The 19,469-nt window shown below is 70.2% G+C and carries 17 protein-coding genes; 13 read left to right on the top strand and 4 right to left on the bottom strand.

What is annotated here, in order from left to right; translation table 11 throughout:
• Window positions 1-2: 2 nt before the first annotated feature.
• The 5 genes from ACIBUY_RS21055 (at window position 3) to ACIBUY_RS21035 (ending at window position 4,237) form a co-directional block, all read left to right on the top strand.
• Window positions 3-434 carry a VOC family protein gene (locus tag ACIBUY_RS21055; RefSeq protein ID WP_365561773.1) on the top strand — a complete coding sequence of 144 codons (432 nt, stop codon included), beginning with the start codon at window positions 3-5 and terminating at the stop codon, window positions 432-434.
• 179 nt (window positions 435-613) lie between these two features.
• Window positions 614-1,507 (top strand): alkaline phosphatase family protein, encoded by an 894-nt coding sequence (locus tag ACIBUY_RS21050; RefSeq protein WP_365561770.1) that lies wholly within the window; start codon window positions 614-616, stop codon window positions 1,505-1,507.
• 1 nt (window position 1,508) lies between these two features.
• Complete coding sequence (locus ACIBUY_RS21045; RefSeq protein WP_399153317.1) at window positions 1,509-2,786, top strand: MFS transporter; 1,278 nt, start codon at window positions 1,509-1,511, stop codon at window positions 2,784-2,786.
• Window positions 2,783-3,808, top strand: coding sequence for a TolB family protein (locus ACIBUY_RS21040; RefSeq protein WP_399153316.1), 1,026 nt, complete (start codon window positions 2,783-2,785; stop codon window positions 3,806-3,808). Before ACIBUY_RS21045 ends, ACIBUY_RS21040 begins: the two co-directional genes overlap by 4 nt.
• Before the next feature lie 3 nt (window positions 3,809-3,811).
• The gene (locus tag ACIBUY_RS21035) at window positions 3,812-4,237 is read left to right on the top strand and encodes a VOC family protein (RefSeq protein ID WP_365561762.1); all 426 of its coding nucleotides are present in this window, start codon (window positions 3,812-3,814) and stop codon (window positions 4,235-4,237) included.
• On the opposite strand, the gene ACIBUY_RS21030 is transcribed toward ACIBUY_RS21035, so the two are convergent.
• On the bottom strand, window positions 4,234-5,595 hold the full coding sequence (locus ACIBUY_RS21030) for a glutamine synthetase family protein (RefSeq protein ID WP_365561759.1): 1,362 nt from the start codon (window positions 5,593-5,595) through the stop codon (window positions 4,234-4,236). The two genes, ACIBUY_RS21035 and ACIBUY_RS21030, sit on opposite strands and share 4 nt — an antisense overlap.
• A gap of 261 nt (window positions 5,596-5,856) precedes the next feature.
• Between ACIBUY_RS21030 and ACIBUY_RS21025 the strand changes: the two genes are divergently transcribed.
• From ACIBUY_RS21025 to ACIBUY_RS21015, 3 genes are all read left to right on the top strand, one after another.
• Window positions 5,857-6,528, top strand: coding sequence for a DUF3105 domain-containing protein (locus tag ACIBUY_RS21025; RefSeq protein ID WP_399153315.1), 672 nt, complete (start codon window positions 5,857-5,859; stop codon window positions 6,526-6,528).
• Entirely contained in the window at window positions 6,525-7,151 is a 627-nt protein-coding gene (locus ACIBUY_RS21020; RefSeq protein ID WP_365561754.1) for a DUF305 domain-containing protein, read from the top strand. The genes ACIBUY_RS21025 and ACIBUY_RS21020 overlap by 4 nt, the downstream gene beginning before the upstream one ends.
• Window positions 7,152-7,335: 184 nt before the next feature.
• Window positions 7,336-9,279, top strand: coding sequence for a protease pro-enzyme activation domain-containing protein (locus ACIBUY_RS21015; RefSeq protein ID WP_399153314.1), 1,944 nt, complete (start codon window positions 7,336-7,338; stop codon window positions 9,277-9,279).
• Window positions 9,280-9,363: 84 nt separating this feature from the next.
• Here ACIBUY_RS21015 and ACIBUY_RS21010 read toward each other — a convergent pair whose 3' ends face one another.
• Both ACIBUY_RS21010 and ACIBUY_RS21005 read right to left on the bottom strand, forming a co-directional pair.
• A complete protein-coding gene (locus ACIBUY_RS21010) occupies window positions 9,364-11,328 on the bottom strand; it encodes a right-handed parallel beta-helix repeat-containing protein (RefSeq protein ID WP_399153313.1) in 1,965 nt (654 codons plus the stop codon).
• Between the two features lie 161 nt (window positions 11,329-11,489).
• On the bottom strand, window positions 11,490-12,461 hold the full coding sequence (locus ACIBUY_RS21005; RefSeq protein ID WP_399153490.1) for a hydroxyacid dehydrogenase: 972 nt from the start codon (window positions 12,459-12,461) through the stop codon (window positions 11,490-11,492).
• 333 nt (window positions 12,462-12,794) lie between these two features.
• On the opposite strand from ACIBUY_RS21005, the gene ACIBUY_RS21000 reads away from it, so the two are divergent.
• The 4 genes from ACIBUY_RS21000 (at window position 12,795) to ACIBUY_RS20985 (ending at window position 17,418) form a co-directional block, all read left to right on the top strand.
• Window positions 12,795-13,649: an ABC transporter permease subunit gene (locus ACIBUY_RS21000; protein WP_365561746.1), complete on the top strand. Its 855-nt coding sequence runs from the start codon at window positions 12,795-12,797 to the stop codon at window positions 13,647-13,649.
• Window positions 13,646-14,536, top strand: a complete 891-nt coding sequence (locus ACIBUY_RS20995; protein ID WP_365561743.1) for a carbohydrate ABC transporter permease — start codon at window positions 13,646-13,648, stop codon at window positions 14,534-14,536. The genes ACIBUY_RS21000 and ACIBUY_RS20995 overlap by 4 nt, the downstream gene beginning before the upstream one ends.
• 76 nt (window positions 14,537-14,612) lie before the next feature.
• A complete protein-coding gene (locus ACIBUY_RS20990) occupies window positions 14,613-16,265 on the top strand; it encodes a sugar ABC transporter substrate-binding protein (RefSeq protein ID WP_365561740.1) in 1,653 nt (550 codons plus the stop codon).
• Between the two features lie 64 nt (window positions 16,266-16,329).
• Window positions 16,330-17,418: a LacI family DNA-binding transcriptional regulator gene (locus ACIBUY_RS20985; protein ID WP_365561737.1), complete on the top strand. Its 1,089-nt coding sequence runs from the start codon at window positions 16,330-16,332 to the stop codon at window positions 17,416-17,418.
• On the opposite strand, the gene ACIBUY_RS20980 is transcribed toward ACIBUY_RS20985, so the two are convergent.
• Entirely contained in the window at window positions 17,375-18,814 is a 1,440-nt protein-coding gene (locus ACIBUY_RS20980) for an APC family permease (protein WP_399153312.1), read from the bottom strand. The genes ACIBUY_RS20985 and ACIBUY_RS20980 overlap by 44 nt on opposite strands.
• Before the next feature lie 70 nt (window positions 18,815-18,884).
• On the opposite strand from ACIBUY_RS20980, the gene ACIBUY_RS20975 reads away from it, so the two are divergent.
• A complete protein-coding gene (locus ACIBUY_RS20975) occupies window positions 18,885-19,421 on the top strand; it encodes a hypothetical protein (RefSeq protein ID WP_399153311.1) in 537 nt (178 codons plus the stop codon).
• The last annotated feature ends 48 nt before the right edge of the window (window positions 19,422-19,469 follow it).

Genomic DNA, 19,469 nt, shown 5'->3' with positions numbered 1-19,469 from the left:
TCATGGAATGGACCCTCGAAGTCGTCGTCGTGCCCGTCTCGGACGTGGATCGGGCCAAGGAGTTCTACGCGGACAAGGCCGGCTTCAAGGTCGACCTGGACAGCGAGGTGGCGCCCGGCGTCCGGATCGTCCAGCTCACGCCGCCCGGCTCGCGCTGTTCGATCTCCCTGACGTCGGGCATGCCGGGGGCGCCGGGCCAGCCCGCGATGAGCCCCGGCTCGCTCACCGGCCTCCAGCTCTGCGTCACGGACATCGCGGCGGCGCACCAGGAGTTGACGGGGCGCGGCGTCGAGGTCAGCGCCGTGCAGCACGCGGGGCCGCAGGGCTGGACGGAGGGCCCGGGCGGGACGTGGAACTCGTTCATGTTCTTCACGGACCCGGACGGCAACGGATGGACCGTGCAGGAGGCGCCGGCGCCGCTGGCCGAGCGCTGAGAGCCTGCCCTTGAGGACCAAGCGCCGAAAACGGCCTGAATGCGGCCTGCGCATCCCGAGGATTCACCGGCCCTTCACCCATCAGGGTTGGAACACGTGACACAGGGGCATCTTGGCGTGTGCATGCTCTGTCCGCACCGCCAAGATCCCCTGTCCCTCCCCCACATCGGAGGTCTCACGTGTCCGGCAGATCATTCCTCGGGCGCGCCCGCGGCAAGGCGCTCGCCTCGGCATTCGCCCTCACGGTCGCCGCCACCGGCACCTGGTTCGCCTTCGGCGGCAACGCGCCCGCACACGCCGCCGCGGCCGTCCCCACCCCCGACCACACGGTCGTCGTGGTCTTCGAGAACCACGCGTACAGCCAGGTCATCGGCTCCTCCAGCGCGCCCTACATCAACAGCCTGAAGTCGGGCGGCGCCAACCTGACCGCCTCGTACGCCGAGACGCACCCCAGCCAGCCCAACTACTTCGCGCTGTTCTCCGGCGCGACGCAGGGCATCACGGACGACAGCTGTTACACGGCCGGCTTCTCCTCCGCCCCGAACCTGGCCTCGGAGCTGATCGCCGCGGGCAAGACCTGGGGCAGCTACAACGAGGGCCTGCCGAGCCAGGGTTCGACCACCTGCTCCTCCGGCGACTACGCCCGCAAGCACAACCCGTGGTTCGGCTTCAAGAACGTACCCACGTCGTCGGCGAAGACCTTCGCGCAGTTCCCGTCGGACTACGCGACGCTGCCCCAAGTCTCCTTCGTGGTCCCGGACTTGTGCAGCGACATGCACGACTGCTCGGTCAAGACCGGCGACACCTGGCTCAAGGACAACCTGAGCGCGTACGCGACCTGGGCCAAGGCCCACAACAGCCTCCTGGTCGTCACCTTCGACGAGGACAACCGCCTCAGCGGCAACAAGATCCCGACCGTCCTGTACGGGCAGCAGGTCACCGCCGGTGCCACGTCATCGACGACGTACAACCACTACGACCTGCTGCGCACCCTGGAGGACATGCACGGCCTGTCGACGCACGCGGGCAACGCCGCGTCGGCCAAGGACATCACCGGTATCTGGACGTCCTGACATGTACGTAGCGGACAGTCGCGCCACGTCACCCGCTTCACCGGCGCCCCCGTCCGCGGAGCCTGCCGCCCGGCCCCTCGCCGGGCGGCGGCGCGCCGTGGGCTCCACCGTGTTCGCGCTCGGCACGGTCAGTCTGATCACCGACGTCTCCTCGGAGATGGTGACCGCCGTCCTGCCCCTGTACCTGGTCGCGGGCCTCGGCCTCAGCCCGCTCGGTTTCGGCCTCCTCGACGGCGTCTACAACGGCTTCTCGGCACTGGTCCGGCTGGTCGGCGGGCGGTTCGCGGACAGCGGCGGCGGCCGGCACAAGACCGTCGCGGTCCTCGGCTACGGCCTGTCCGCGCTGTGCAAACCCCTGCTGCTCGTCGCGGGCACGCTCCCCGTCATCGGCGCGGTCCTCGCCGCCGACCGCACGGGCAAGGGCCTGCGGACCGCTCCGCGGGACGCGATGATCTCCCTGAACAGTGAACCGGCCGTGCGGGGGCGGGCGTTCGGGGTGCATCGGGCCATGGATACGGCGGGGGCTCTGCTGGGTCCCTTGGTCGCCTTTCTGATCCTGCGGTACACGGTGGACGGGTACGACGCGGTGTTCACGGTGAGTTTCTGTGTCGCTGTGCTGGGTGTTCTGGTGCTGGTGCTGTTTGTGCCCGGGTCGCGGGGCGCCGCCCCGGACCCCGCCGCCTCTCGTCCCAGAGTGAGGCAGTCATGGGCCCCTCTCATCCGGCCCACCGTGTGCGCTGCCCTCCTCGGGCTCGCCACCGTCAGCGATGCCTTCGTCTATCTGATCCTGCAGCGTCAACTCGGGGTGTCCGAGCGGTGGTTCGCGCTGTTGCCGCTCGGGACCGCCGCCGCGTTCCTGCTCCTTGCCGCGCCGCTCGGGCGGCTGTCCGACCGCGTCGGAGCCTGGCCGGTGTTCCTCGGCGGGCACGTCGCCCTGCTCGCGGTGTACGCGCTCCTGCTCACCCACGCGCACAGCCCGGCACTCCCCTACGCCGTCCTGCTCCTGCACGGCACGTTCTACGCGGCGACCGACGGCGTGCTGATGGCGGCGGCGTCCGCGGGCATTCCGGAGGGGCTCCGCTCGTCCGGTCTGGCCGTCGTGGGGACCGGGCAGGCCGCGGCGCGTTTCGCCTGTTCCCTCGGGTTCGGCGCGGCCTGGACGGCCTGGGGCGACCGGACGGCGCTCGCGGTCGCCGCCGTGCTGCTGACCGTCGCCGCCGCCATGGCATACGCCCTCCGCCCTCACCCCCGTACAACAGCAACGGAAGCGACCGCATGACGACCCGCAGCAAGCTCACCGTCCTGATCGCGGCGGTCCTGACCCTCGCCGCGGTGGCGACCGCCGCGATCCTGCACGCCTCGGCCCGCGCGGACCGCCGGAACCAGGCCAGGACCGGCGGCCCGGCCGTGACGAGCGGACAGGTCGAACTCCGGCCGCGCACCCACCAGTTGGTCTTCCGCAACATGGCGTGGGGCCCGCACAGGGACGAGCTGGCCGCAGCCCCGACGACGGACCCCACGGGCGCGCGCACCGCGACCGCGACCGGCGTCAAGTGCCTGCGCTTCTATGCCGGTTCGGGCACCGGCATCTGCCTCCAGGCCGTCCACGGCCCCCTCTCCGACACCTACCGGGCCACCGTTCTGGACGCCGCTCTCCACGAGAAGGCGCACTACCCGGTGCCCGGCATCCCCTCCCGGGCCCGGGTGTCACCGAGCGGGCGGTACGCGGCGTGGACGGCGTTCGTCGGCGGCGACAGCTACGCGGGCACGAACTTCTCGACGCGGGCGGCGATCCTGGACACCGCCACCGGGACACTGACCCCGTCCCTCGAGGCGTACCGGATCGTCAAGGACGGGCGCACCTACCGGGCGGCGGACACCAACTTCTGGGGCGTGACGTTCGCGGCCGACGACGTCCACTTCTACGCGACGCTCGCCACGCACGGCAGCACCTATCTGGTCCGCGGTGATCTGCGCACCCGCACGGTCACCACGCTCCACCGGAACGTCGAGTGCCCCTCCCTCTCGCCGGACGGGACGCGGATCGCGTACAAGAAGCGCGTGCACGGCCTGCCCGCGGACGCGCCCTGGCGGCTGTACGTACTGGACCTGGCCACGATGCGCGAGACCCCGCTGGCCGAGACCCGCAGCGTCGACGACCAGGCGGTGTGGAGCGACGACCACCACGTGACGTACGCGCTGCCGGGCGACTACGGCGCCGACCTGTACGCGGTCCCGGCCGACGGCACGGGAACCCCGCACCGCCTCCTGACGGCCGCGGTGTCCCCCGCCTACCTTTGACCGATGGACATGACCCTGGAAGTCATCCCCCTGCCCGTCTCGGACGTCGACCGCGCCAAGGACTTCTACGTCAACAAGGTCGGCTTCCGCTGCGACGTCGACCGCGAGGTGATGCCGGGCGCCCGCATCGTGCAGCTCACCCCGCCGGGATCGGGCTGCTCGATCACGCTCTTCACGGGCAACCCGATCCCGACCGGCACACCGGCCCCCGGCACGTACCACGGCATGCAGCTCGTCGTGACCGACATCAAGGCGGCCCACGACGAGCTCACGGAGCGCGGCGTGGACGTCTCGGAGCCGGTCCGGTTCGGCGACTCCGACGGCGGCACGTTCCTGCACTTCACGGACCCGGACGGGAACGGCTGGGCGGTGCAGGAGTACCGCAGGCGCCTCACCGTTCCCCTGCGGGACGAGCTCCGGCGCGACTAGAGCACCGGCAGGTTCTTGCGCAGCTCGAAGGCCGTGACCTCGGAGCGGTACTCCTCCCACTCCTGCTTCTTGTTGCGCAGGAAGAAGTCGTAGACGTGCTCACCCAGCGTCTCCGCGACCAGTTCCGAGCGCTCCATCAGGGCGATCGCCTCGCCGAGGTTCTGCGGGAGCGGCTCGATGCCCATCGCGCGGCGCTCCGCGTCGGAGAGCGCCCAGACGTCGTCATCGGCGCCCGGCGGGAGCTCGTAGCCCTCCTCGATGCCCTTGAGGCCTGCGGCGAGCAGGACGGCGTAGGTGAGGTACGGGTTCGCGCCCGAGTCGATCGACCGGACCTCGACGCGGGCCGAGCCCGTCTTGCCGGGCTTGTACATGGGCACGCGGATGAGGGCCGAGCGGTTGTTGTGGCCCCAGCAGATGTACGAGGGGGCCTCGCCGCCGGCGCCTGCGGTGCGGCCGCCGCCGCCCCAGATGCGCTTGTACGAGTTGACCCACTGGTTGGTGACCGCGGAGATCTCCGCGGCGTGCTTCAGCAGGCCCGCGATGAAGGAGCGGCCGACCTTGGAGAGCTGGTACTCGGAGCCCGACTCGTAGAACGCGTTCCGGTCGCCCTCGAAGAGCGAGAGGTGCGTGTGCATGCCGGAGCCCGGGTGGTCGGAGAAGGGCTTCGGCATGAACGTCGCCTGGACGCCCTGCTCCAGCGCGACCTGCTTCATGACCAGGCGGAACGTCATGATGTTGTCCGCCGTGGAGAGCGCGTCCGCGTACCGCAGGTCGATCTCCTGCTGGCCCGGCGCGCCCTCGTGGTGGCTGAACTCGACCGAGATGCCCATCGATTCGAGCATCGTGATCGCCTGGCGGCGGAAGTCCATGCCCACGTTCTGCGGGGTGTGGTCGAAGTAGCCCGAGTTGTCGGCCGGGGTCGGGCGCGTGCCGTCGAGCGGCTTGTCCTTGAGGAGGAAGAACTCGATCTCGGGGTGGGTGTAGAAGGTGAAGCCCAGGTCGGAGGTCTTGGCGAGGGCGCGCTTGAGGACGTAGCGCGGGTCCGCGAAGGACGGCGAGCCGTCGGGCATCAGGATGTCGCAGAACATGCGGGCCGTGCCGGGGGCCTCGGCGCGCCACGGCAGGACCTGGAAGGTCGCCGGGTCCGGCTTGGCGATCATGTCGGACTCGTAGACCCGGGCGAAGCCCTCGATCGCGGAGCCGTCGAAGCCGATGCCCTCGTCGAAGGCCTGCTCGAGCTCGGCGGGGGCCACGGCCACCGACTTGAGGAAGCCCAGCACATCCGTGAACCACAGGCGTACGAACCGGATGTCGCGCTCCTCCAGCGTACGGAGCACGAATTCCTGCTGCTTGTCCATCTTCCGCTTCCACCCATCCTTGCTGGTCAGGCCGCCTGCTCCGGGGATGTCGAAGGGCCTGCTCACATCCCACCACACGCCCGTTTCGTGCGCGTTGCCGACCTTGATCGTCCTTGATCGGCCGGTGTCGGGTTCATAGTGCCTGCTGAACCCCCACGGCCCATAGTGCCTGCCGCCGGGGACCTCTGGGAAAGGGGGCGTCTTCCCCACTACGATCAGCGGGCCCGCCCCGTCTCATCCTTTTCTCAGAAGGACATTTCCATGGGTTCCGCGAAGAACACGTCCACCGCGTCGCGCAAGGACCGCATAGAGGAGATGCGCCGCGCCGAGCGCGCCCGCGAGCGCCGCGGCCGGATCCTCATCGTCTCGGTGAGCACGGTCGTCGTGGCTGCCCTGATAGGGGTGGGCGCCTGGGCCGTCACCAAGAGCGGCGACGACAAGGGCTCCGACCAGGCGGACGGCAAGGCCGCCGGCTCGGGACACTTCACGTACGACAAAGACGGCGTCGGCACCTGGAGCGGCGACCTCAGCCGCAACCACGTCACCAAGAAGGTCACCTACCCGATGAACCCGCCGGTCGGCGGCGACCACAACCCGGTGTGGATGAACTGCAACGGCAACGTCTACGAAAAGGCCCTCACCAGCGAGAACGCGGTGCACTCGCTTGAGCACGGCGCGGTCTGGGTGACGTACAACGACAAGGCCCCCAAGGCCGACGTGCAGGCGCTCGCCGCGAAGGTGAAGCAGACGCCGTACACGCTGATGAGCCCGGTCGCCGACCAGAAGGACCCGATCATGCTGAGCGCCTGGGGGCACCAGCGGACCGTGAAGAGCGCCGCCGACCCGGCGGTCGCCTCCTTCTTCGCCGCGTTCGTGCAGGGCAAGCAGACCCCTGAGCCCGGCGCCGCCTGCACCAACGGCCTGTCCAAGTGAGGCGTCGTACGGGCTGGCTGGTGTCGGCCGTGGCGGCGTTCGCCGTCGCGGGCGGCGCCGTCACGTACGCGGTGGCCGACGGCGACGGCGGGCCCGCGGACCTGAAGGTGCCGGCGGCCGAGTCCGCGGACGCCGGGTTCGCCCGCGACATGGCCGTGCACCACCAGCAGGCCGTCGAGATGTCGTACATCGTGCGCGACCGCACCCAGGACGTGGAGGTCCGCCGGCTCGCGTACGACATCGCGCAGACGCAGGCCAACCAGCGCGGGATGCTGCTCGGCTGGCTCGATCTGTGGGAGCTGCCGAAGGTGTCGGCCAAGCCGCCGATGGACTGGATGGGCATGGGGGACGCGCCCGCCGGTGAGGACGGTGCGCTGATGCCGGGCATGGCGACCAACGCACAGCTCGCCGAGCTCGCCAAGCTCAGCGGGCGCAAGGCCGAGATCAGATATCTGCAGCTGATGATCGCGCACCACAAGGGCGGCGTACACATGGCGCAGGGGTGTGTGAGCCGGTGCGAGGTGGGGGCCGAACGGCGCCTGGCGCGGGGGATGGTGGCCGCGCAGCAGTCCGAGATCGACCTGATGACCGGGATGTTGAAGGACCGCGGCGCGACCCCATGAGCCGCATCAGTGCTCAAATCGGTCCCAAATCGGCTTATCCCGACCGGAGTTGCGGCGACTTGACGTCTTCTTGATCGATCCATTCCCCCGGCGTGAACGGTTCATGGCGAGAGTGGCCCCCTGTGTGCGCGTTACACATGCACGCGCACCGTGCCTCACGCATGCACCTCATCCAGGGGGTTCTATGAGATCCATCCGCGGCTCACGCCGCACCCGGACCGGCCTGAGCCTGGCAGCGACACTGCCGCTGCTCGCCGGTGCCGTCGCCCTCGCCGCACCGGCCGCCCAGGCCGACAGCTCGAGCCGCGCCACCCTCTCCGGCACCAAGCCGCTGTGGGCCACCGGCACCGCCGACAAGGGCGCCACGGCGAACGGCAACAAGGTCACCGCCCGGGTCTACCTCGCCGGCCGCGACGCCAAGGGCCTGGCCGCGTACGCGAAGGCCGTGTCCGACCCGTCGTCGCCGTCGTACGGCAAGTACCTGAGCGCCGCCCAGGCGCAGGCCCGCTTCGGTGCCACGAAGCAGCAGATAGCCGAGGTCACGCAGTGGCTCGAGTCCTCGGGCCTGACCGTGACCGGCACCAGCGCGCACTACATATCCGTGTCGGGTGACGTGGCCGCCGCCGAGAAAGCGTTCGGCACGCAGCTGCACAACTACGCCAAGGGCGCGCACACCTACCGCGCCCCGTCCGCCGCGGCCTCCGTGCCGGCCTCGCTCGACGGCGCCGTGCTGACCGTCACCGGCCTGGACAGCGCGCCCCACAAGGCGGACCACCAGGACGAACTGCCGCCGCCGGACGCGGTGTTCCGCAACGCGGGGCCGTTCTCCTCGTACTACGGCTCCAACACCGCCACGACCCTGCCCTCGGTCGACGGGAAGAAGATCCCGTACGCCGTGAAGGGCTACACCGGCAAGCAGCTGCGCGCCGCGTACGGTGCGGGCAAGGCCACCGGCAAGGGCGTGCGGGTCGCCATCACCGACGCGTACGCCTCGCCGACCATCGCGCAGGACGCGAAGACGTACGCGGCCAAGCACGGTGACGCGGGGTACGCGAAGGGCCAGCTCAACCAGGTCCTGCCGAAGTCGTACACCAAGACCGAGGAGTGCGGCGCGGCCGGCTGGTACGGCGAGGAGACCCTCGACGTCGAGGCCGTGCACGCGGTGGCCCCGCAGGCCGACATCACGTACGTCGGCGCGGCCTCCTGCTACGACGACGACCTGCTCGACTCGCTGAGCAAGGTCGTCGACAAGCACCTGGCCGACATCGTCTCCAACTCGTGGGGCGACATCGAGGCCAACCAGACGCCGCAGCTCGCCGCCGCGTACGACCAGGTCTTCCAGCTGGGCGCGATCGAGGGCATCGGCTTCTACTTCTCCTCCGGCGACAACGGTGACGAGGTCGCCAACACCGGTACGAAGCAGGTCGACACCCCGGCCAACTCGGCGTGGGTGACGGCGGTCGGCGGCACCTCGCTGAACGTCGGCAAGGGCGACACGTACCAGTGGGAGACCGGCTGGGGCACGAAGAAGGCCAGCCTGTCGGCGGACGGCAAGAGCTGGACCGACTTCCCCGGCGCGTACACCTCCGGCGCGGGCGGCGGCACCAGCAAGACCGTCGCGCAACCCTTCTACCAGAAGGGCGTCGTGCCGAACGCGCTGGCGCAGGCCAACGGCGGCCTGAACCGCGTCGTGCCCGACATCTCGGCGATCGCCGACCCCAACACCGGTTTCCTGGTGGGCCAGACGCAGACCCTGCCCGACGGGACGCTCGGCTACGACGAGTACCGCATCGGCGGCACGTCGCTCGCGGCTCCGGTGATCGCCGGTGTGCAGGCGCTCGCGCAGCAGGCGCGGGGCGGTCACGCGCTCGGCTTCGCCAACCCGGCGATCTACGACCGGTACAGCTCGCACGTCTACCACGACGTGACGGACCACCCGGTCAAGGGCGATCTCGCCGTGGCGCGCGTGGACTTCGCGAACGGGTACGACTCGACGGGCGGCCTGCTCACCTCGGTGCGCAGCCTCGGCGTGGACTCGTCCCTGAAGGCGGTCAAGGGCTACGACGACGTCACCGGCGTCGGCTCCCCGGCTCCGGGTTACGTCAACTCCTACCGGCGTCAGCACTGATCACCCCCACGGGATGAAGGCGCCCGGCCCGCTCGACGGGCCGGGCGCCTTTCCGTTCCAGGACCCCTTCCGGTCCCTCCAGTTCTAGGCCCCCTGTTTCACGAGCCGTACGTCGTCGCACCAGCCGTGGCCGGTGCCGGTGCGGGCGTAGCAGTACACGGTGGCCCTGGTGGTGGCCGCTCCGGTGGTGACGCTGATGCTGCCCGCCGCCCAGGCCGTGTCGGTGAAGAGCGGGACCCGGGTCTCGGTGCCGCCGAAGTTCTTGATGCCGAGGGCGAGTTGGGAGTCGTACGCGTCGACGCGGCCCCAGCCGGACAGCGTGTACGTGGTGTTCGGCTCGACGGTGACGACCTGCTCGGCGGAGCTCGGCGCGGGACCGAGGCGGGCCGACCAACTCCCGCTGTGCCGCACCGAGTTGTCGGCGACGAAGCTGCTCGAACCGGTCCAGGGGGTGCGGGCGCCGCTCTCGAAACCGCCGTTGGCGACGAGGTCCGTGCCCTGGCAGGCCGCGTCGTCGAACGCGGAGACCTGGAACGCGCCGACGTCCGGGCGGCACGCGCGCGGGGCCGCGGCGCCCGCGTAGTCGCGCCCGCCGGAGCCCGTGGTGACCATCCCGGCCCGCAGGAGCGGAGAGCCGGGCCGCGGGCGGTAGTCGGCGGGGTTCGTGGAGCCCGCAGCGGTCAGCTGCGGATCCGCGGTGATCTTCCCCGGATCGGCGGGCTCGGACGCGGGGTGGTTGCCGTACATGGCGTTGTCGCGCCACGTGTGGTCGCCCGCCACGTAACCGGAGCCGCCCCAGCCGCCGCTGCCCTGGTTGTGGATGACGTTGTTGCTCCACAGGGTGGTGCTGGTGCCACCGCCGTCCTCGAGGACCGCGGTGGTGCCGCCCTTGGGCAGGTAGAAGGTGTTGTTGTAGAGGTGCGCGCCCGCGTCGCCGACGGCGAAGAGGATGCGGGAGCCGTCGTTGACGGAGACGTTGTAACGGGCCACCGTGCCCGCCGTGTTCGCCCCCGAACCGCAGGCCCCGCACAGCAGCAGGAAGCCGCCTTCGTTGTCGTGCGTGTAGTTGTACTGGAAGACGGCGCCCCGGGTGCCGAAGTCGGCGTCGAAGGCCATGCCGTCGTTGAGTCCGGGACGGCGGACGTGGTGGACCTCGTTGAACTGGAACACGGTCCGGTCGCTGTTGATGGTCCACAGGCCCGCGTTGTTGCCCGCCGAGCGCATCCAGATGTCGTAGGCCTCGTTGTGCTCGACCAGGGCGTCGTCGGTGACGCGCACGACCATGCCGTCGCCGCCGATGTCGTGGAGGGTGTTGCCGCGGAAGACGACGCGGGTGCTCGCGGTCCAGGCGGGCCCGCTTCCGCTCGCACACCCGTAGATCGCCCGGCAGTTCCACGAGGACGCGGTGGTCAGCCCTTCGCGGTCGACCTTGTAGATCTCGCTGTTCTCGACGAGCACGTCGTCGAAGCGGGTCGGCGTCGCGGTGCCCGAGACCCGGAACTGGATGCCGTTGCTGTTCTTCGTGTCGCCGCCGTTGACGTCGTGGACGTAGACGTCGTCGAGGACGTAGTGGGTGCCGGTGCCGTGGTCCGCCAACTCGACCAGGATGCCGTTGCGTTCGGCGTCGGCCGCGCCCTTGTTGGTGACTTCCAGGTCGCGGATCTCCCACTGTTCGACGTTGAGCAGGTGGACGGCCGCGTACACCGTGCCGCCGCCCGCGATGACGGGCCGTGCGCCGCCGGTGCCGTACGCCGACACCTGCACGGGTGCGCCCGCGGCCCCGGAACCGGACGGCTCGAGCTGCCCGGAACAGGTGGCGCCGCGCTTGAAGTAGAGGTGGTCGCCGGGCCCGAAGGCGACGGCGTTGACGGAGTCGAGGCGGTTGAACGGGGCGGCCTGGGTGCCGGTGCCGTTCGCGGCGGCGGCACAGTCGACGTACACGGCACGGGCGGCCGCGTCCGCCGCCTGCGCCGCGGGCACGACCGCCGGGGCCCCGAGGGCCAGGGCGGCCCCCACGGCGAACGAGGTCAATGCGGTGAGCGATCTCATGGCACTCCCGGGAAACGGAGGGATGGATTCGCGTTCAGGTTCGCCGCATACCGTGACGAATCCGCATGTTCCCGGTCAATACCTTTGCGGGACAAGGTTGTTGATGGTTGTTGACCGACCCCCCCGAAGTGACCCGCGGCCCCGCGGCCCGCGGCGCCCTTTCAGGCCACCCGCGCCATGTCCCCCCGCCCGGTCACACCCCGCATGGGAACCCCCCGCACCAACCGCTCGACCTCCTCCACGGCGAACACCCCGAGCCGCCGCACCTCGCTCCCCTGCGCCCCGGCGATGTGCGGCGTCACCAGCACGTTGGGCAGGGTCAGCAACGGGTGCCCCGCGGGCAGCGGCTCCGGGTCCGTCACGTCCAGGAACGCCGAGAGCCGACCGCCCCCGCACTCGGCGGCCAGCGCCTCCGTGTCGACCAAGGACCCCCGCGCCGTATTGATCACCGCCCCGCCGTCCGGGATCAGCGCGAGCATCTGCGCGCTCAACATCCCCCGCGTCTCCGGGAGTTGGGGCGCGTGCACACTCACGATCCCGCTGCGGCGGCACAGCTCGGCGAGCCCCACCAGCTCCACGCCCATCCGCGCCGCGTCCCCCGCATCGACGCACGGATCGCACAACAGCACCTGGTACCCGGCCTCGTCGTCGCCCAGCGCCTCGATGACCCGGCGCCCGATCCGAGACGCCCCGATCACCCCGACGACCCGGGCGTCGGCCCCGGCCCGCTCCAGGAACCCGGGCCACGCGGACGCGTATCCCGCGGCCGTGGACAGCGCCCCCTTCGCCGCGAAGGTGATCGCGGCGAGGGTGAAGGCCACGACGGGGCCCGCGTTGGCGTCGGCGGCCGAGGAGACGAGCAGGCCGCGCTCCCACACGGCGTCCGTGAGGATGGGCCGGATCGAGCCCGCGGCGTGCACCACGGCCCTCAACTCCGGTGCGGCCGCGAGGACTTCGGCGGTGAGCGGCGGGCAGTCCCAGCCGGTGACCAGGATCTCCGTCCGGGCGAGGACGGCGGCCGCCTCCGGCCCGTCGAGCGCCCCGGTCAGCGGCTCGGCCGCGAGGCGCGTGCTGCGGCCGAGCCGTTCCCGCAGGCCGGGCGGGAAGACCCGCTCCACCACCTCGGGGCCCATGGCCAGCGCAGCGGCCGGTCGGTGTGCCGTCACTCGGTCCCACCTCACTCTGTAACCGGTTACTTCAATGCCTCAGGAGGCTAGGCATGGTGGCCGTGCTGGGTCAAGAGATTGCGGAGCCAGGGGGGTTGACCGCCCGTAGTAACCGTTTTAGATTCCGCTTCACCTTGTTCCAACGACGGAGGGGTCCCCGTGCCCACAGTGGCGAAGGAAAGGCCCGATACCGGGGTGATGGACCCCCCTGGCGGGCCTCAAACCGGGTCAACTGCCCAGATAAGTGCGCGTGATTCACGCTGGAAACGGTTTCGGAGTAGCCGGACGCTGCTGCTGCTCATGGTTCCGGGGGTGGCCTACTTCCTCGTCTTCCACTACGGCGCCTTCTTCGGCAACGTCGTGGCGTTCAAGGAGTACGACCCGTTCGCCGGGCTGTGGGGCAGTCCCTGGGTCGGCTTCGGCAACTTCAGCCGGATGTTCGGCGACCCGGACTTCTGGCACGCCACGTGGAACACCCTCTACATCGCCGTCCTGCAGCTGGTCTTCTACTTCCCGGTCCCGCTGGCCATCGCCCTGCTGCTGCACAGCCTGACCTCGGACCTGCTGCGCCGTTTCGTGCAGTCCGTGGTCTATCTGCCGCACTTCCTGTCGTGGGTGATCGTGGTCGCCCTGTTCCAACAGGTCCTGTCCGACACGGGCCTGTTGAACAGCTTCCTGGGTGACAGCGGCCTGCACACCGTCGACATCATCGGCAATCCGGACGCGTACCGGCCCCTCGTCGTCGCCGAGGTGATCTGGAAGGACGCCGGCTGGGGCACCATCATCTTCCTGGCCGCCCTGATGCAGGTCGACGAGCAGCAGTACGAGGCCGCCGCGATCGACGGGGCCGGGCCCTGGCGCCGCTTCTGGCACGTGACGCTGCCCTCGATCCGGCCCATCGTCGTCCTCCTGCTGATCATGCGGCTCGGCGACATCCTCTCCGTCGGCTTCGAACAGATGCTGCTGCAGCGGTCGTCGGTGGGCCCGGAGGTCGGCGAGGTCCTCGACACCTTCGTGTACTGGCAGGGCATCGTCGGCGGCGACATCGGCTACGCCACCGCGGCCGGGCTCTTCAAGGGGCTGGTCGGCGCGCTGCTCGTCTTCGTCGCCAACCGCATCGCGCACAAGCTCGGCGAGCAGGGGGTCTACAAGTGAGTACAGCCGTGCGTCCCGCGTGGATGGAGAAGCCGAAGCCCGTCACCAAGGCCGCCAAGGGCCTCGGCGTGATCGCGCTGCTCGTCCTCGTCCTCGTACCGTTCCTGGTGATCGTGTCCACCTCGCTGGCCTCCAACAAGGAAGTGGTGGACAACGGCGGCTGGGTGCTGTGGCCCACCGAGCCGACGCTGCGCGCGTACCGGAACATCCTCAGCGGCGGCATCGTGACCAAGGCGCTCGGCGTGAGCATCGGCATCACCGTCATCGGCACGTTCCTCTCCCTCGCGTGCACCGCCTTCCTCGCCTACGCGCTCAGCCGCCCCGGCGTCTTCGGCGGCAAGCCGGTCCTGCTGGTCGTCCTGTTCACCTTCCTCTTCCCGCCCGGCATGATCCCCGCGTTCCTGCTGGTCAAGGGGCTCGGGATGCAGAACATGTACGCGGCGGTCATCGCCCCGTGCCTGATCAACGTCTTCAACCTGGTGGTCCTGCGCGGCTTCTTCCAGGGCATCCCCGAGGAGCTGTACGAGGCGGCGCGGCTCGACGGCGCCGGTGACTGGGCGACGTTCTGGCGGATCGCCCTGCCCCTGTCGAAGGCCGCACTCGCCGTCGTCGGCCTGTTCTACGCGGTCAGCTACTGGAACTCGTGGTTCACCGCCTCGATCTACCTGGAGTCCGACCACTGGCCGCTCTCCCAGGTGCTGCGCACGTACGTCATCGGCGGCGCGCAGATCGCGGACAGCGGCGTGAGCGAGGCGGGCATGGTCTCGGCCCCGCAGACGACGCAGATGGCCGTCCTGGTGATCGCCGTCGTACCGATCCTGCTCGTCTACCCCTTCCTGCAGAAGTACTTCACCAAGGGCGTGCTCACCGGCGCCATCAAGAGCTGAACCGCCCGGCCTTCCCCTGCTTCCCCTGCTTCCCCTGCCTGATCTTCAACTTCCCTGAGCCGAAGGGCACTTCACCATGTCCGCTTCTCCCCTGTCCCGCCGCACCCTGCTGCGCTCCATCGCCGTCGGCGGCGCCGCGATCGCCGCGCCGTCGGTGCTCACCGCCTGTTCGTCCGGGTCCTCCGGGACCGGGTCCGTCTCCAACGCGGGCAAGAAGGCGGCGGCCTGGCCCACGTACACCCCGGCGAAGGGCGCCACGCCCGATCTGGCCGGCACCACCGAGGGCGTCCAGGCCGGCTTCACGAAGTACCCGGGCTCGCTCCTGAAGGCGGTCGCGGAGAAGCCGGGCACCGGCAAGGAGAAGCTCAAGGTCCTCACCATCACGTACGGCACCCCGCCCAAGGGCCCCTCCGAGAACAAGTACTGGGCCGCGGTGAACAAGGCGCTCGGCGTCGACATCGAGTTCACCGTGGTGCCGGACGCCGACTTCCGCGCCAAGATGGCGACGGTGTTCGCCGGGGACGACATCCCCGACATCATCAACATCGGCGGCGGCTACGTCCTGCCCCGCGAGTCCCAGTTCGTGAAGACGCGCTGCGCCGACCTCACCGAGTACCTGTCCGGCGACGCGATCAAGGACTACCCCAACCTCGCGGGCATCCCCACCTACGCCTGGGAGGGCATGGGCCGCATCTCGGGCCGCATCTACGGCGTGCCGGTGGAGCGGCCCAAGCCGCAGGACACGCTGTTCTTCAACGGCGGGGCCTTCGCGAAGGCGGGCTACCGGCCGGGGATGTCCGCCGACGACTTCGCGGCCGCGGTGAAGTCCGCGACGGGCGGCAAGAAGTGGGCACTCGGCGCGTCCCAGACCGCGTACTTCGGCTACAAGACGCACGCCACCTGGTTCGGCGCGCCCAACGAGTTCGCCATGCAGGGCGACAAGCTCGTCCACTACGGCGCCACCGACGAGTTCAAGTCCATGCTGGAGTACCTGACCAAGCTCAACAAGCAGGGCTCGTACTACCCGGAGGCCACCTCGGTCTCGCAGGTCGACCTCAAGACGCAGTTCTGGAACGGCTCGGTGCTGTCCATGACGGACGGCTTCCTGTCCTACCCCGGTGCGGTCCAGGGCATCAAGGACACCTTCGAGCTGGACGCCGTCGTGCCGTACACGGTGCCGGGTGCGACGGCCTCGTACCAGCAGAGCCGGGGCGCGTTCGGCTACACGGTGATCAAGAAGGCGTCCAAGGAGCGGATCCGGCTGATCCTGCGGGTGCTCGACTACCTGGCGGCCCCGTTCGGCACCGAGGAGTACGAGCTGACGCACTTCGGTCTGGAGGGCACGCACTTCGAGCGCGACAAGGACAACAACCCGATCGCCACCGAGCTCGGCCTGGTCGAGTCGAAGGTCAACGTGCCGTTCTCGTACCTCTCCGACGCCCCGCAGGTGCTGTACACGCCCGGCTTCCCGGACGTCGCGAAGCGGCTGCACGCCTGGCAGCAGAAGGTCGTCCCGATGATGCGGCCGAACGTCCGGTGGGGCCTGCAGTCGGACACGTACAACCGCCAGGGCGCCACGTTGCAGCAGCTGATGGACGACGGGGTGACCGCCGTCGTCACGGGCCGCAAGAAGCTCTCCGACTGGGACTCGATCTACGCCAAGTGGCAGGCTCAGGGCGGCAAGAAGGTCATGGCGGAGTTCACCACGGAGTACGCGGCCGCCCACTGACCCGGACACGCGACAATGGTGCGGGGCCCGGACGGCGGCCCCGCACCGTGAACTGAGGAGAGTCATGGGGGACCGGGCCACCATCCGGGACGTGGCGGCGCGCGCGGGAGTCTCGGTGGCGACCGTGTCACGGGTCCTCGCGGGCAACTACCCGACCTCGGCGGCCTCGCGCGCCAAGGTGCTGCGCGCGGCCAAGGACCTGGACTACGTCGCCAACGCGCACGCGCGCGCACTGGCGGGCGTGGGCCGCAAGACGATCGCCGTGCTCATGCTCGACGTGGTCAGCTCCTTCTACGCGGCCATCGCCCAGGGCGTCGAGAAGGAGGCCGCCCAGCACGACCGGCTCACGCTCGTCGCGTCGACCGGCGCGGACCCGGCCCGCGAGCTCGCCCTCGTCCAGATGATGCGCGAGCAGGCCGCGGAGGCGGTGGTGCTGGTCGGCGGGGTCGTGGAGGACGCCGCGTACCGGGAGCGGATGGCGCAGTACGCGCAGTCGCTCGCGGCGGCGGGATCGCGTCTGGTGCTGTGCGGCCGTCCCGCGCCGGCGCCCGACGTGCCCGCGGTCGTCGTCGAGTACGACAACGAGGCGGGCGCCCACGCGATCACCAGCCACCTCCTGGGCGCGGGCCACCGCAGGATCGCGCTCATCGGCTACCAGCCGGGCAACACCACCGGCGAGGCCCGCGTCCGCGGCTATCTGCGCGCCCTCGAGGAGCACGGGGTGCCCGCGTCGGACGCTCTGCTGCACGGCATCGGTTTCGGGCAGCTCAACGGGGACGAGGCGATCCGCGACCTGCTCGACAAGTGCGACGGCAGGCCGGAGTTCACGGCCGTGTTCGCGGGCGACGACCGGGTGGCCGCCGCCGTGGTCAAGGCCCTCAAGGAGTACGGGCTGAGCGTCCCGGAGGACGTCTCGGTGGTCGGCTACAACGACGACCCGGTGGCCGGTGACATGACGCCGGGCCTGACCACGGTCCACATCCCCGGCGAGGAACTGGGCCGCACCGCGGTGCGCCTGGCCCTCGCGGGCACGGGCCGCACCGCGCAGCAGCGTCAGGTCCTCGGCACGCACATCGTGATCCGCGACAGCGTGCGGCGGCCCGGTCCCGCTACCGGTGGTCGGGGTGGATCCAGCTCGGCTTGCGGTACTTGAGGAAGGCGACGGGCGCCGCGACCCCGAGCAGCAGCAGACCGCCGCCGACGATCAGCAGATAGCGCCACAGCGGCCCGGTGTCGTACTGGTCCGGCGGCACGAACCCGATGACGAGCGCGAGCACCGAGGCGACGAAGCCGACGCCCGCGACGAGCGTGACCGCGGGCACGACGAAGCCGCGCGGCACGTCGGGCTGCGAGCGCCGCAGCTTCACGACGGCCACGAACATCAGCAGGTAGGCGACCAGGTAGATCTGGATCGTGATGACGGAGAACATCCAGTACTGGCTGGAGACGTCGTGGCTGAAGGCGTACAGGCAGCCGATGAGGGTGGTCAGGACGCCCTGGGCGATCATCACGTTCTGCGGGACGCCGTGCTTGTTCAGCTTCTGCAGGAACGGCGGCAGATAGCCCTCCTGGCGGGACAGCATGACCAGTCCCTTGGCCGGGCCCGCGAGCCAGGTGAGCATGCCGCCGAGCGCCGCGCACACCAGCATGATGCCGACGACCTTCGTCAGCCAGCCCACGTGGAAGTGGTCGAAGAACGCCTGGAAGGCCTGCATCAGACCGGCGGTCAGGCTGAGCTGCTCGGACGGCATGACCCAGCTGATGGCGAGCGCCGGAAGGATGAAGATCAGCAGGACGAGGCCGGTGGCGAGGAAGACGGAGCGCGGGTACTCGCCGCGCGGGTTGCGCAGCGACGACACGTGGACGCCGTTCATCTCCATGCCCGCGTAGGAGAGGAAGTTGTTGACGATCAGGACGAGGCTGGCCAGGCCCGTCCACGGCGGCAGCCAGTGGCTCGCGCCCATCGGGGCGGCCGACGGGTTGCCCTGGCCGAGGAAGACGATGCCGAGGACGACGAGCACGACGCCCGGGACGAGCGTGCCGATGACGAGCCCGAGCGAGGACAGGCCGGCGACGGTCTTGGTGCCGCGCGAGCTGACCCACACGCCCGTCCAGTAGATGACGACGATGCAGATGGCCACGTACAGGCCGTTCTCCGCGAGGCTCGGGTGGATGACGTACGCGAAGGTGGACGCCACGTAGGCGAGCAGGCTCGGGTAGTAGGCGATGGTCATCGCGAACTGGCACCACACGGCGACGAACCCGAGCGGCTTGCCGAGCGCTTCGCTGACCCAGCGGTAGATGCCGCCCGTCCAGCCGGAGGCCAGCTCGGCGCCGACGAGGGCGGTGGGCAGCAGGAAGACGATCGCCGGGAGCAGATAGAGGAAGATCGCGGCGAGGCCGTAGATGGCCATGGTGGGCGAGGGCCGCAGGCTCGCCACGGACGCCGTGGTCATCAGGCCGAGCGTCACCCAGGAAATGAACTGGCGCTTGGTTCCGTCGTCCGCGGCCACCGTGCCGTTCTGCTCCGGATTGTCCGTAGTCGTCATGGGCTCATGATCATGGGGGGACGTGGGGCCCGCACGTCGTCCGATACCGGGCGGGGGTAGGGTGCGGCGCATGATGCCTCCGCCTCCCGCGACGACGAAGGGCCGCACGGGCCGCGGGCAGCTGCTGCTGTTCGTGGCGCTGCTCTTCGGCATCGTCGGGATGCACACGCTGGGGCATCCGACGGGGCACGCCATGGAGCACGCGACCGGCCAGGCGCCTGCCGCCGCCGTGCACGCCGCGCAGATGCCGGTGTCGGAGTCGGCGTCGGTGTCCGCGCCGATGACCACGTCGATGCCTGCGTCGATGCCTGCGCCCATGCCGATGCAGATGTCGACGCTGATGCCGGCGCTGATGTCGGCGGAGCGCACGCAGGCCGTGGCGGACGAGCACCCTTCGCCCGGCGACAGCGGCATGGATCCGCTGGGCGTGTGCCTGGCGGTCCTCGGTTCGTTCACGCTGCTGTTGCTGACGGCCGCGGTGCTGCGGCCGCTGCTGGGCACGGACCTGCCGGGGCGCGCCGCGCTGCGCGGGACGGCCTTGGCGCAGCGGCCGAACCCTCCCCCGCCGAGAGCGACGTTGTCCCGGTTGTCGGTGCTGCGCATCTAGGCCTGCCCACCGGCTGCTTCGCGCTGCCCGGAACCTGATCGGTGGGAA

It is taken from the genome of Streptomyces sp. NPDC050085, from assembly GCF_044460595.1.
Lineage (GTDB): Bacteria > Actinomycetota > Actinomycetes > Streptomycetales > Streptomycetaceae > Streptomyces.
The sequence above is the reverse complement of the archived record's forward strand: the minus strand, read 5'-3'. Positions and strand labels throughout refer to the sequence as shown.

Excerpts from the sequence above, each read along its gene's own strand:
- ACIBUY_RS21055 (WP_365561773.1), top strand. The coding sequence starts at position 3 with ATGGAATGGACCCTCGAAGTCGTCGTCGTGCCCGTCTCGGACGTGGAT.
- ACIBUY_RS21045 (WP_399153317.1), top strand. The coding sequence starts at position 1,509 with ATGTACGTAGCGGACAGTCGCGCCACGTCACCCGCTTCACCGGCGCCC.
- ACIBUY_RS21040 (WP_399153316.1), top strand. The coding sequence starts at position 2,783 with ATGACGACCCGCAGCAAGCTCACCGTCCTGATCGCGGCGGTCCTGACC.
- ACIBUY_RS21035 (WP_365561762.1), top strand. The coding sequence starts at position 3,812 with ATGGACATGACCCTGGAAGTCATCCCCCTGCCCGTCTCGGACGTCGAC.
- ACIBUY_RS21030 (WP_365561759.1), bottom strand. The coding sequence starts at position 5,595 with ATGGACAAGCAGCAGGAATTCGTGCTCCGTACGCTGGAGGAGCGCGAC.
- ACIBUY_RS21025 (WP_399153315.1), top strand. The coding sequence starts at position 5,857 with ATGGGTTCCGCGAAGAACACGTCCACCGCGTCGCGCAAGGACCGCATA.
- ACIBUY_RS21015 (WP_399153314.1), top strand. The coding sequence starts at position 7,336 with ATGAGATCCATCCGCGGCTCACGCCGCACCCGGACCGGCCTGAGCCTG.
- ACIBUY_RS21010 (WP_399153313.1), bottom strand. The coding sequence starts at position 11,328 with ATGAGATCGCTCACCGCATTGACCTCGTTCGCCGTGGGGGCCGCCCTG.
- ACIBUY_RS21005 (WP_399153490.1), bottom strand. The coding sequence starts at position 12,461 with ATGGGCCCCGAGGTGGTGGAGCGGGTCTTCCCGCCCGGCCTGCGGGAA.
- ACIBUY_RS21000 (WP_365561746.1), top strand. The coding sequence starts at position 12,795 with ATGGTTCCGGGGGTGGCCTACTTCCTCGTCTTCCACTACGGCGCCTTC.
- ACIBUY_RS20990 (WP_365561740.1), top strand. The coding sequence starts at position 14,613 with ATGTCCGCTTCTCCCCTGTCCCGCCGCACCCTGCTGCGCTCCATCGCC.
- ACIBUY_RS20985 (WP_365561737.1), top strand. The coding sequence starts at position 16,330 with ATGGGGGACCGGGCCACCATCCGGGACGTGGCGGCGCGCGCGGGAGTC.
- ACIBUY_RS20980 (WP_399153312.1), bottom strand. The coding sequence starts at position 18,814 with ATGACGACTACGGACAATCCGGAGCAGAACGGCACGGTGGCCGCGGAC.
- ACIBUY_RS20975 (WP_399153311.1), top strand. The coding sequence starts at position 18,885 with ATGATGCCTCCGCCTCCCGCGACGACGAAGGGCCGCACGGGCCGCGGG.